Below are 12,083 nucleotides of genomic sequence, written 5' to 3'. Positions count from 1 at the left end.
GAATAATAAAGATGAACGAAATCATTCTTGAAGCCAAAAATATCAAAAAACACTTCCCTATCAAAAAGGGTCTGTTGTTGCGTGAAGTGGCCAGCGTTAAGGCCGTGGACGATGTTTCCCTGTACGTTCGCAAAGGTGAAACTTTAGGTCTGGTGGGTGAATCCGGTTGCGGCAAGTCCACTTTGGGCAGAACTTTGATCCGTCTTTATGAACCGACAGCCGGTGACATCAACTTTGATGGTCAGGATTTCCTGAAACTTAAAGGCGAAGCTTTGCGCAAAAAACGCAAGAACATGCAGATGATCTTCCAGGATCCGTATGCGTCTTTGGATCCACGCATGACCGTGGGTCAAATCATCCGCCAGCCTATGGATATTCATAACGTCGGCACTGCGGAAGAGCGCACTCAGCGCGTTTTGGAACTGATCGAAGTCGTGGGCCTGCGCAAAGGTCATGTGAATCGTTACCCGCATGAATTTTCCGGGGGTCAGCGCCAGCGTATTTCCATCGCCCGTGCGATTGCTTTGAATCCGGAACTGATCATTTGTGACGAGCCGGTCAGCGCCCTGGATGTTTCCATTCAGGCGCAGATTCTGAATCTACTGAAAGACCTGCAGGAAAAGCTGAAACTGACTTATGTGTTTATCTCCCACGATCTTTCCGTGATCGAGCACACCTGTGACCGTATCGCCGTGATGTACCTGGGTAAGATTGTCGAAATCGCCCCGCGTGATGAGCTTTTCAAAAATCCTCAGCACCCGTACACGCAGGCTTTGATCGGCGCAATCCCGCGCGTGGGTCACGGTAAAAAGAAAATGAAAAAATCCCTGGGTGGCGAAGTGCCAAGCCCGATCAACCCGCCTTCCGGCTGCTCTTTCCACACAAGATGTCCTTATAAAATGGACATCTGTTCGCAAAAGACCCCGGTTTTGGAAGGCCAGGGAAATCATCAGAAGGCGTGCTGGCTTGAGTCCGCACCAAAGATGTCGGTTTAGTTTTGTTTTAAAGTTAATCAACAAGGAGAAAGTGATGTTGAAAAAGTTTGCGAAAGGTCTCTGCGTGGTTGCAGGTTTGGGCATGAGTGTCCAGGCTGTGGCAGCTCCGTCCAACACCGAACTTAAAATCGGTATCTCTCAGGAATTCGAAACCATGAATCCGCTGATCATGTCCATGTCTGCTTCTGCTTACATGTACCGCATGGTGGGCCGTTCTTTGGTGGTTCTGACTCCTGAAGGCAAATGGGTCACTCAGCTTGCCAAAGAAATTCCTTCTTTGGACAAAGGCACTGCGAAGATCATCGAAGAAGGCGGCAAAAAGAAGATTGTAGCCAACTGGGAAATCATCGAAAGCGCCAAATGGGGCGACGGTAAACCGGTTATCTGCCAGGACTTCATCACTTCCCACACCATCGCGACCAGCCCGACTGTGAGCGTGGGTGAAAAAGAACAGTGGACTCAGGTGGAAAAGATCGACATCGATCCTAAAAATCCAAAGAAGTGCACATTCAAATACGAAAAAGCCAAATGGGACTTCTTCACATTGGCTCAGTTCTTCCCGGTGCCAACTCACCTGGAAAAACCTGTGTTTGACAAACACTCCAAGCAAAAAGAAGGCTACGAGAAGAATTCCAATTATGTTCGCAACCCGACCAATCCGGGCCTTTACAACGGTCCTTATGTGATCAGCGAAGTCAAATTGGGTTCTCACGTGGCATTTGCAGCCAACCCGAACTTCTATGGCAAACAGCCGAACATCAAAAAGGTGATCGTGAAGCTGATCCCGAACACCGGAACTATGGAAGCCAACCTTCGCTCCGGCACCATCGACATGATCTCCACTTTGGGTCTGGATCTGGATCAGGCACTTGCTTTCGACAAGAAAAACAAGTCTGAGAACCTGCCTTACGTGGTTCATTTCGTTCCGTCCGTGACTTACGAGCACATCGACCTTCGTTTGGACAATCCAATCCTGAAAGATGTGAACGTTCGTAAAGCGTTGTTGTATTCCATCAACCGCGACGACCTGGTGAAAGCGTTGTTCGAGAACAAACAACAAGTGGCTTTGCACAACGTATCCCCGAAAGATCCTTGGTTCACTGCGGATCCAAAAGAGATCACTGTGTACCGTTACTCCAAGCGTGAAGCCGGAAAACTTCTGGATGCTGCTGGCTGGACAATGGGTAAAGATGGCTACCGCTACAAAGACGGCAAAAAGCTTTCCATCGTCTTCCAGACAACTGCGGGCAACAAAACCCGTGAGCTGGTTCAGGTTTACCTGCAAAACCAATGGAAACAGGCTGGTATCGAAGTGCTGATCAAGAATGAACCAGCACGTGTGTTCTTCGGTGAAACCATGTCCAAACGCAAGTTCGAGGGCATGGCCTTGTTTGCCTGGGTTTCTTCTCCGGAAAACAGCCCGCGTTCTACGGTTTATTCCAAAGCTATTCCGAACAACAGCAACGGCTGGTCCGGTCAGAACTATCACGGTTGGACAAACGCAACTGTTGATAAAAACCTGGACGCTCTGGATCTTGAATTCAACGCGAAGAAACGCGCCGACCTGGTTCATGAAATCCTGAAGCTTTACACTGCGGAAGTTCCGGTTTTGCCACTTTACTACCGCTCTGACATTTCTGTGACTCCGAAAAACTTGAAGGGTTACAAAATGGCTGGTCACCAGTTCTACGAGACAAACAACATCGAAGACTGGAACCTGAACTAGATCCCTGACTCTGGAGGACCCCTGTTATGACTACATTCATCACCCGCCGCATTTTGCAGACACTCGCTGTGATAGTGATCCTGTCCTACGTGTGTTTCTATCTGATGAGCTTAATGCCCGGTGACCCGGTGGACATGATGGTGGCCTCCAATCCCAAAATCACCGCTGAAGACGTGGCCCGTCTGAAATCGTTGTACGGTTTGGACCAGCCGGTCTATAAACGTTACGCCAGTTGGATGGGCTCCATCCTTCAGGGTGATCTTGGTTACAGCCGTACCTATCGTGTTCCGGTTCAGGAACTGATGGGTCCCCGTCTGTGGAACACCTTCCTGCTTTCTGCAATTTCTTTGACCCTTTCCATTGCCATTGCCATTCCTCTGGGCGTGATCTCGGCGCTGAAGCCGGGAAGCCGAACCGATTACATTGTGAATCTGTTCTCGTTCGGGGGCATTTCCATCCCCTCATTCTGGCTGGCCATCGTCTTGATTATTCTTTTTGCCGTGAAATTCCCCATCTTACCGGCCGGGGGCACACAAACCATCGGAGCTTCAGATATGGGCCTTTGGGCTGATATCAAAGACCGCTCTATCTATCTGATTCTTCCTGTCTTGAGTCTGTCCATTCAGCAGATCGGACGCTTCTCAAGATTCACCCGTTCCACCATGCTCGAAGCCATGCGCAATGATTTCATCCGCACGGCAAGAGCCAAAGGCCTTTCCCGCAAAACAGTGATCTGGCAGCACGGCTTCCGTAATGCCCTGATCCCGCTGATCACGATCCTGGCTTTGAGCTTCTCGGGATTGTTCTCCGGCGCCATTCTGACAGAGACTGTCTTTGCTTATCAGGGCGTGGGTAAACTTGTTTACGACTCCATCATCGGTAATGACTACAACGTGGCCATGATCTCTTTCGTGATTTCCGTCAGCATGGTTTTGCTGATGAATCTGGTCGCGGACATCATGTACGGCTTTGCGGATCCTCGCATCTCTTACCAATAGGATCATAAAGTATGAGCGAAATGACCATGAACGAAATTGAAATTGATTCCAACCAACTGTCAGCCAAGGATCGTGCGGAGCTGGAAAAAGCCCAGCCGATGTGGAAGATGGTTCTGTCGCAGTTTATGGATCACAAACTGGCTGTGGCTGGCGCTGTGATCATCAGCATCTTCCTGCTGGTGGCTGTGTTTGCCGGCACCATTCAGGCCGTGACCGGCCTTGATCCGGATGCCCAAAACGTGGGGAACCGTTATCTGGCACCAATGACCACCGCCTCTGTGGGCCTGGATGTTCGTGAAACTGAAATTGAACGCTTCATCACGGACAACCCCGAAGCGGCCGATGTTGTGCAAAAAGCTTTGGTTGAAAAAGGCATCGTTGCGGTGGCGGAAGCTGACGCGATCTATGAACTGGGTGCCCAGGAAATATCCAAAGCCCTGTCGGATCTGAAAAGCCTGAACATCGCTGAAACAGCGGGTCTGGTTTCCATGTTCAACAACTTTGAAACCTTCCACCTGTTCGGCACCGACGAACTGGGCCGTGATGTCTTTATCCGCCTGGTTTACGGCACCCGTGTTTCCATGGGTGTGGGTGTTCTGGTGGCGATTGCTTCTGCCTTGATCGGTCTTCTGATCGGCAGTATTGCGGGCTTCTATGGCGGCATGATTGACACCTTCCTGATGCGCGTGACGGATGCTTTGTTGTCCCTGCCACACATCCCGGTTCTGATTGTTATCGCCGCCATTGATCTTTCCAAGATCCCATGGCTGAAAGCTATCATCAGCACGTCCAACGAAAGCATCTTCAAGATGATCATCATCCTGTGCCTGTTCTCGTGGATGTCGGTGGCTCGTCTGGTGCGCGGAAGTATTCTGTCCATTCGTGAACGCGAATTCGTACTGGCGGCAAAAACTTTGGGCGCGAAAGACAGCACAATCATCGTCCGCCACATGTTCCCGAACGTGATTGCCCCAATGCTGGTGGCGATCACTTTGGGTGTGGGTGAATCCATCTTGTTTGAAGCGGCTTTGAGTTTCTTAGGTCTGGGGATCATGCCTCCGACACCAAGCTGGGGTAACATGCTGAACAATGCTCAAGAGCTGATTTATCAGGCTCCGTTCCTGGCAGTTCTTCCGGGTCTGTTGATTTTCCTGACGACAGTCAGCTTCAACTATCTGGGTGATGGTCTTCAGGACGCCATCGATCCAAAAGCGATCCGTCGCTAGTTTTCACCAGGGGGCCGTCATCCACGGTCCCTGTGCTCTTTTCTGATAGAATTCATCCAGAATTTTTCGACTTTTCTTTTGCAGGTCCGGCGCCAGCCAGGATTCCACGGCGCGCTGGTATTCACTGGTCAAAGCCATTTTCTGCAAGGCCTGATCCGCCCGACGAACAACATCCCGGCCCCATGGATTTTTGGTGCACGCCAGATAAAACACCGCCGACGGATAAGATTCTTTCACTATACGGGTCGCAAGCGGTTTCGCCGGAAAGATCTTTTCGTTATACGCCCGCACCACGGCTTCGTATTCGATCATGTAATCAAAGCGCTTTTTTTCCAGCATCTTTAGCAGCGAAGTGTAGCCTTCAGTCACATTTTTCTTCAGCATCAGATGTTTGTCGCGCGGGGAAACACTTTTCACCAGAGCATCGATCTCGGAACCATAGGAACGGTCTTTGACGAAGAGGCCCGTCCATTTTTTATTCTTCATAATATCTTTTAAAGAAATTTCCGCCGGCAGATCTTCCACCATTTTTGTATTAGCCGTCACCAGCACATATTCATGGGGAACCTGAAATGACAGTGCCGAAAAATACGCCAGCTTTTCCCGCTCTGCGGTCATCAAGGCAGAGCCTGAACAAATGTTTTTACCCAGCTTCCACAGCTCCATTGTTTTTGGCATATCCGCATACATATCAGTGAACTGATAGCCTTTCAGATGATCTTCCAGCACGCGACGCAGGCGATCGACCCTGCCGGACTTGGCATTGGCACCTTCCAATATGTAGTAGGGCTCCCAATCAGTGACGGCCCAGGGGACGGTGATTTTCTCGGTGACGACCGGAGATGTCTGGGCCCAGCCCAGTGTCAGTAACATAGGAAGAAGTATGCAGGTCAGAGGTATCACGGCGCCCTCCTCTGGTTTTAATTTACTCCCCTGAGCTGCGGGCACCATATGTAATTTGACCCTTCTTCGCGTTCGGCAGGTGCCGACAAAAGACTGATCAAGGATGTAAAAAGGTAAGATCCCCCGACCTCAAAGCCCCCTTGGTTTGGAGCAAGCCCGGCACGGATCTTGTTATAGGGGGCTATAGATAAATGGGGTTGATATGAAAACCGTATTCTCTTTCTTTGCCACTATTATGTTCTCGCTTTCAGCCATGCCACAAACTGCTGCAGAGCTGACTTGCCGCGCCCAGGCCAAAGAGATGGCTCTCCAGACCTACTCTTCCTGCATTACTGAAGCGCGCAACACGCAGGTTGAGGAAATCCGAAAAAATTATCAAAAAGAGCTGTCTGATCTGAAGTCCAAGTACGACAAAGAGCTTAAGAAGATGGGTAATGGCAACGCCAAAAAGGCCGCCAAAGCCGCTCCGGTCGCTCGTGAAGTCCAGGCTCCTGTACCAACCAAGGGCATCGCAAAGCAGCTCCCAGGCAAAGCTCAGAGCTCTGAAGCTATCCCAGTACAAACCGTGACTGAAGGGACAAAAGTCGTTGCCGTGGGTTCAGAAGAAACTGACGGTCTTGAGAAAGAAGCCGCTGACGCAGATCAGGTCGAAATTATCGACATGCCAGTGGAATAAAGCCAGACAAGCATTGATTTTCCTCCCAGACAGGTCTAAAAAGTGTACACTTTAAGAAATTTGGGAGGAACCCCATGGGTGAGTTTAGCCTTACGCACATTCTGCTTCTTGCAGTTATCTTTTTGATCTTCTTCGGTCCAAGCCGTCTGCCACAATTGGGTCAGTCCATGGGTAAAGCCATCCGTGGTTTCAAACAAGGCCTGAATGAAATCGACGTTGATGCCAAAGACATTCACGACAACCAACAAGTTTCCCATCAGAACAAACAGTCTATGGGTCAAACTCAGAAACAAGGCGAAAACCAAAACTCCTAAGTTTTAGTTTTTTTGTTTCTCTTAAAAGCCTTCCTGGAGCTAAGCTTTACTTAGAACCATGAAGGCTTTTTTATTTTATTCCCGCTACAGTCTTGCTTATCTCTTTGCCCTGCTGGCTTTGCTCGGAGCCGCCCTGGGTGGTGCATGGACCTTTTTGGGAGTCATTGGGCTTTTTGTGATCCACCCGATCTGGGATCACGTTCTGCGCACAAGACATGTGCCCCAAGCCCGCCCCAAAAGTCGCCTGCCCGATGCCCTGTTGATTTTCGCTCTTCCATTTATGTCGGTGTTCTTATTTACCGGAGTCATCCATTCACTGGATGCCACGGCTTTGGAACTGACAGGCCTTGTTCTTTCCTTCGGCGCCATCACCGGAGTGCTGGCCATCAATACGGCTCACGAGTTAGTGCATCGTCGTGAAAAACCCCTGCGCGGCTTGGGTGTTGGACTGTTGTTGCTGGCGAACTTTGCTCACTACGCCATTGAGCATGTTTACGGGCATCACAAAAACGTGGCAACACCGGAAGACCCCGCCACCGCCCGCAAGAATGAATGGATCTACACATATCACTTCCGCTCGTTCCTTGGCGGCCTGATAGATGCTTTCAAGTTTGAAAATAAACGCTTGAAAAGCAAGCCCGTCTGGCAGCGGTTTCGCCATCGCATTGTGTGGTATCTTCTTTTGCAGTTGGTGTTGTGTCTAGCGGTGCATGGGCTTTACGGAAACTCAGCCCTTCTGTTCTGGCTGGGTCAGGGGTTCGTGGGTGTGACTTTGCTTCAGACTGCGGACTATATTGAGCACTATGGATTGATGCGCACTAAAAAAGAAGACGGATTCTATGAAGGCGCCAAGGCCCAACATTCCTGGGACAGTTATCAGGTCATCACCAACTACAGTCTGATCAATCTGGGATACCATTCCCATCATCACCTGAAAGCCACTTTGCCGTTCACTGAATTACAGGAACAGCCCGGTGCCATGAAACTTCCCCACGGCTATTCAACCATGGCCCTTTTGGCTTTTGTGCCGCCTTTGTACTTTAAGAAAATGAATCCGCTGCTTTCTCTACATCAGAAATAATACTGATGGCCCCGGCCTGAAGGTAAGCTTTCCCACGATCCAGATCATTCACTGTCCACAAAGCCACCGGAATCCCGCGTTCTTTGTAGGCGCGCACTTCGTTTGGAGTCACAAAGCGATAATCGAGATTCAAAGCGTTGGCTCCAATGTACGGAGCCAGCCAGAGTTTTTTCAGATAGATTTTATTTTCCGGATCGTCTTCCCCGGTCGCCAGCAGTGCCCGCGGCACTTGTGGCAACAGACGCCCCAGTCGCCAGATCGAAGCCGGGTTGAAACTTGAAAACATCACCTCTTTTTCGCGGTGATATTTTCGCACAAGCTGAGCCACCCGTTTTTCCAGACGGGAATCGAATACCGCATTGCTTTTGATTTCTATATTTATCGTGGCAGGGATGTCTTGGGACGCCAGCACTTCTTCCAGCGTGCAGGCTCCGGCCCAGGCCTTCAGATCTGCGGCGGCCACATCCGTCACGCGCAGATCTTTTTGCGCAATTCGTTTTAAATCGCCGTCATGAAACACCACTGGCACTTCATCTTTTGACAGCCGCACATCCAGCTCAAACATCTGAAAACCCATCTCACGGGCCTTCACAAAGGACGAATAGGAATTTTCCTGGGCACCGGCTTTCCAGAATCCGCGATGCGCCTGCCAGGCAGGGGGCCTCACCCCTTCGGCTGGCCAGCTTTGCGCCTTCCAGGTTTTATGGCGATATAACAAGAATCCTGCCACGGCCAGGACCAGCACCACGGCCATCATCAGCGCCGCGCCTTTTCTTCCACAAACTGCGGAAGCTCGCGCGTTCCCTGAATCTGCCAGCGACGCTGGATCTTGCCGTCTTTGACCTGCACGTGTCCTTTTAAGCGCGCTTCTTCATTCCAGGATCCCTCGGTGCTAAGCTTTCCGGTTTTGGAGGCCTGCGCCTGGAACCCCTTCCAAGAGAAGTCTTTCGCGCTTTTTGCACCCAACTGCCCGGTTAAACCAGAAAGATTCAAAACACCGTCATGCCACCACGAGTTCAAAGTCACCGGACGCAGCACCTCGGCTGTTGGAGAGTTGGGTGAAACCTTCATGGACTGCACCTGGGCGTTCAGCAAAACCTCCCCCTTGCTCCAGTCAAAGGAGGCTCGGGTTTTCCCCAGGCCCACACCCTCAACATTCATGGAGTTCAAGCGCAGCAGACCTTTTAAGGACTGCACTTTGCCTTCTCCAAAACGCAAATCGCCGTCAAGACTCATCAGGCCGATCTCGCCTCCGTTGGTCATCAGCTTTTGCACTGGCAAAGCCAGTTGCAGTTCATCGATGTGGGTTTTCACCGCCACCGCTTTGAAATCACGATCGGCACGCAGACTTAAATCCCCGACAAAGACACCGCCACGGGGCTCGACTCGTTTAATCTGGAAACTCCATTGATCCTGATCCAAAGCAATGTCGCCGACCATGCTTTCAATCACCTGAAGCTCCCGCTGGCCTTTATTTGAAAAGACAAACTCAAGCCCGGCATGCTCCCCTCTCATGCGCATTTTTTGATCCGACACGATCTCCGCACGTCCGGTGAAGCTTCCCAGGTGCCCCAGGATGCTGGTCTGCTTGGTGCGATTTAAAAGCACCAGCAATTTTTCGATGTCCAGTTTCTTCACATCGACAAGGATCGGTTCATACTTCAAAGGTTCCAGCGAACCGATGTTGATTTTTTCAACATGCATTTCCCCCAAGTCGCCCTCCAGGCGCAGATCGCGGATCTCCAAAGGCAGCGTGCGGATTTCATCCACCGGCCCCGCCATGCGGGCTTTGGAAGACATCCACACCTGACGGCCGTTCAAATCGCGGGAAGCCAACTGATATTTTTGCAGAATAGCCAGAATCTGACTTAAGGGGATGTGCTTCAAATCAGTTTCCACAGCCAGCAACTGGTCGCCCAAAGTGTAATTGGCAATCACACTGTAGTGGCCTTCACGCCAGTTTCCAAAGAAGTGGGCCTGCACTGCCGCTTCCGGGGACTCTTTGTATTGCAGATACAGATTTGCGTGGGACAGATAATCCCCGACCTGACTGTCTTTCATCAGATGGGTTTTTGCGGTGACTTCAATCACTTTGGGTTCAAAGGATTTTACTTTCACTGCAAAATTCATCAGCTCTGTTGAATACTGCGGATGTTTTGCTGAAGTGATCTTCAGGGTGCGAACCGAAATCCCCCGCACATCGTTACGGTATTTCTGACTTTGTTCTGAAGGCGACAGCGTCACGGCCGGTCTTGGGCGGCTGGCCGGGATCTGTTCCGGATCAGTGGGGTCACAGTCTTTGAAGTCGTCTCGCAAAGTCAGAGTCACGCTGTTGGCCTCCACCACCCGCACGGGGGCCCTGCCTTGAATCAGATTCAAGAACGACAATGGCAGGCGAAGCTCGTCAATTTCCATCACGGGCGCAGCCCAGCAGGTCTGACTGGATTCCATACGCACATTGGAGATGATCACTGCGAAGCGTGGCAGAATGCCGTTGCTCAAACTGACGTGAGCGGAACCAAAGCTGACTTTAACGTCTTTATGAATGTGGCTTGCGGCTTTTTCAATTCGCGCTGCCAGCCGGGCCGGCGACAGCAGGGATTTGGTGGTGTAACCAAGAAGAAACGCCAGAATCAGACCGGTCAGAAGAATGGTCATTCCAGGTTGTTCAGCAATAAGATGTCGGTCTGAGAGGCGTCTGCGCGAGTCCATGACCCATTCTCACAGAGAAGGTCATGGACCGACAAGAAAATTACTTATACTCGAAGGAGATGATTTCGAACTCTTTGTCGCCTTTAGGGCTTTGTACGGTCACGGTGTCGCTGTCTTTTTTACCGATCAACGCGCGCGCCAAAGGAGACAGGATGGAGATCATGCCTTTTTTCACGTCCGCTTCATCCACACCCACGATTTGGTATTGGAATTCTTCTTCGGACTCAGTGTCTACGATCTTAACAACCGCACCGAATACGATACGGTCTGCTTTGATTTGCGCAGTGTCGATAACATCTGCACCCGCCAGTTTGCCCTGAATTTCAGCAATACGACCTTCAATCATGGCCTGGCGCTCTTTAGCTGCTTCATACTCAGCGTTCTCAGAGATATCGCCTTGAGCGCGAGCTTCTTCGATCGCCAGAATCACGGACGGTCTTTCTTCCAACAGAAGCTTTTTCAACTCTGCATCCAGCAGCGCTTTTCCGCGGATGGTCATAGGAAGTTTATCAGGTGTAGCAATAGCCATTTCAGCTCCAGTGTTAGAAGGACATTTGTTTTACAGGATTCCCGCGGGCTTTTCAATGCACTTATGACGCTTAGCAATACTAAGGGTTCAGAAGTATCCTTTTCGGATGCGGGGCATTACAATTAGTCCATGGGCGCTAAGAAAAAGACCGAAATCATCTGCCGTTGCAATAACGTGAGTCGAGAGACCATTGAGCAGGCTATTAAAAACGGCGCCACGACCCTGAATGACATCTTCGACACCACGTCGGCCGGGGTTGGACCCTGCGGGGGGTCTTGCCGCCGCAAGCTGGGGCCTCTTTTGGATTATTATCTGAAAAATGGAACCTTCCCGGACAAGATCACCGAGGACCTGACCGGAAAAGCCCCGGTCCCCCCGAAAAAAGACACCTAGGCGGTCTTTTTACCCAATCGGAAATCAATGATCTTTTGAACCTCAGGACGACAGGTCCCGCAGTTGGTGCTGGCGTTGGTTTGACGGCTGACCACTTCCGTGGAATGAGCCCCGGCGATGATCGCCTGATCCACGGTGTGCGCAGAAACAGAACGGCAATGACAAAGCTCTTCCTCACAATAAGGGAAAGCCCACTCTCCACGCAGACGTAAAATCATTTCCCGCAACAGCAGGCTGGAATGATCCTGAGCTTCCGGCAACGGCCACTTTTTCAGGTCGGCCCCGAAGTTTTTGCGCATTGTCTGCATCATATCCATAAACTGGGAACAACCCATGATCGAAACCTTTTCAACAGGGCCTGGTGCCTGGGCGTTGTCCCCCTGGCACTGAACTTCAATAAAATCACGGCCTTCAAGCTCTACTTTGATCTTCATAATAAGCTCTAAGTTTAGAGGAAACGCCCGGTTTTCCCAAGGCCAGTTGTGCTGTTAATCAAACCCACCTTGGTCTTGTCGAAGCCCCGTACAACT

The 12,083-nt window shown here is 50.8% G+C and carries 13 protein-coding genes; 8 read left to right on the top strand and 5 right to left on the bottom strand.

Going from position 1 to position 12,083, the window contains the following annotated elements:
- Window positions 1–11 precede the first annotated feature (11 nt).
- Genes B9G79_RS08220 through B9G79_RS08205 form a run of 4 tightly spaced genes read left to right on the top strand, consistent with a single transcriptional unit; the run spans window position 12 to window position 4,945 of the window.
- Window positions 12–995, top strand: coding sequence for an ABC transporter ATP-binding protein (locus B9G79_RS08220; protein ID WP_088565092.1), 984 nt, complete (start codon window positions 12–14; stop codon window positions 993–995).
- Window positions 996–1,029: 34 nt separating this feature from the next.
- Entirely contained in the window at window positions 1,030–2,721 is a 1,692-nt protein-coding gene (locus B9G79_RS08215) for a peptide ABC transporter substrate-binding protein (RefSeq protein ID WP_088565091.1), read from the top strand.
- A gap of 26 nt (window positions 2,722–2,747) precedes the next feature.
- On the top strand, window positions 2,748–3,719 hold the full coding sequence (locus B9G79_RS08210) for an ABC transporter permease (protein ID WP_041577671.1): 972 nt from the start codon (window positions 2,748–2,750) through the stop codon (window positions 3,717–3,719).
- Between the two features lie 11 nt (window positions 3,720–3,730).
- Entirely contained in the window at window positions 3,731–4,945 is a 1,215-nt protein-coding gene (locus tag B9G79_RS08205) for an ABC transporter permease (protein WP_088565090.1), read from the top strand.
- Window positions 4,946–4,948: 3 nt separating this feature from the next.
- Here the strand turns inward: B9G79_RS08205 and B9G79_RS08200 are convergent, their stop codons facing one another.
- Window positions 4,949–5,818 (bottom strand): TIGR02285 family protein, encoded by an 870-nt coding sequence (locus B9G79_RS08200; protein ID WP_088565089.1) that lies wholly within the window; start codon window positions 5,816–5,818, stop codon window positions 4,949–4,951.
- A 232-nt stretch (window positions 5,819–6,050) separates the two neighbouring features.
- On the opposite strand from B9G79_RS08200, the gene B9G79_RS08195 reads away from it, so the two are divergent.
- The 3 genes from B9G79_RS08195 to B9G79_RS08185 all read left to right on the top strand — a co-directional run bounded on the left by B9G79_RS08195 (window position 6,051) and on the right by B9G79_RS08185 (window position 7,919).
- The gene (locus B9G79_RS08195; protein ID WP_088565088.1) at window positions 6,051–6,524 is read left to right on the top strand and encodes a hypothetical protein; all 474 of its coding nucleotides are present in this window, start codon (window positions 6,051–6,053) and stop codon (window positions 6,522–6,524) included.
- 74 nt (window positions 6,525–6,598) lie between these two features.
- Window positions 6,599–6,838 carry a Sec-independent protein translocase subunit TatA/TatB gene (locus tag B9G79_RS08190; RefSeq protein WP_011164633.1) on the top strand — a complete coding sequence of 80 codons (240 nt, stop codon included), beginning with the start codon at window positions 6,599–6,601 and terminating at the stop codon, window positions 6,836–6,838.
- 58 nt (window positions 6,839–6,896) lie between these two features.
- Window positions 6,897–7,919: an alkane 1-monooxygenase gene (locus B9G79_RS08185; RefSeq protein WP_088565087.1), complete on the top strand. Its 1,023-nt coding sequence runs from the start codon at window positions 6,897–6,899 to the stop codon at window positions 7,917–7,919.
- Here the strand turns inward: B9G79_RS08185 and B9G79_RS08180 are convergent.
- The 3 genes from B9G79_RS08180 to greA all read right to left on the bottom strand — a co-directional run bounded on the left by B9G79_RS08180 (window position 7,879) and on the right by greA (window position 11,160).
- Window positions 7,879–8,676, bottom strand: a complete 798-nt coding sequence (locus B9G79_RS08180) for a glycerophosphodiester phosphodiesterase (RefSeq protein ID WP_088565086.1) — start codon at window positions 8,674–8,676, stop codon at window positions 7,879–7,881. The two genes, B9G79_RS08185 and B9G79_RS08180, sit on opposite strands and share 41 nt — an antisense overlap.
- Window positions 8,676–10,577 carry a hypothetical protein gene (locus B9G79_RS08175; RefSeq protein ID WP_232469277.1) on the bottom strand — a complete coding sequence of 634 codons (1,902 nt, stop codon included), beginning with the start codon at window positions 10,575–10,577 and terminating at the stop codon, window positions 8,676–8,678. The genes B9G79_RS08180 and B9G79_RS08175 overlap by 1 nt, the downstream gene beginning before the upstream one ends.
- Before the next feature lie 94 nt (window positions 10,578–10,671).
- A complete protein-coding gene (greA, locus tag B9G79_RS08170; protein ID WP_088565084.1) occupies window positions 10,672–11,160 on the bottom strand; it encodes a transcription elongation factor GreA in 489 nt (162 codons plus the stop codon).
- 129 nt (window positions 11,161–11,289) lie between these two features.
- Here greA and B9G79_RS08165 point away from each other — a divergent pair, with 129 nt between their 5' ends.
- On the top strand, window positions 11,290–11,553 hold the full coding sequence (locus B9G79_RS08165; RefSeq protein WP_088565083.1) for a (2Fe-2S)-binding protein: 264 nt from the start codon (window positions 11,290–11,292) through the stop codon (window positions 11,551–11,553).
- Here the strand turns inward: B9G79_RS08165 and B9G79_RS08160 are convergent.
- A complete protein-coding gene (locus B9G79_RS08160) occupies window positions 11,550–11,987 on the bottom strand; it encodes a (2Fe-2S)-binding protein (RefSeq protein ID WP_088565082.1) in 438 nt (145 codons plus the stop codon). The two genes, B9G79_RS08165 and B9G79_RS08160, sit on opposite strands and share 4 nt — an antisense overlap.
- Between the last annotated feature and the right edge of the window lie 96 nt (window positions 11,988–12,083).

Origin of the sequence: Bdellovibrio bacteriovorus (genome assembly GCF_002208115.1) — a bacterium.
Lineage (GTDB): Bacteria > Bdellovibrionota > Bdellovibrionia > Bdellovibrionales > Bdellovibrionaceae > Bdellovibrio > Bdellovibrio bacteriovorus_C.
The sequence above is the reverse complement of the archived record's forward strand: the minus strand, read 5'-3'. Positions and strand labels throughout refer to the sequence as shown.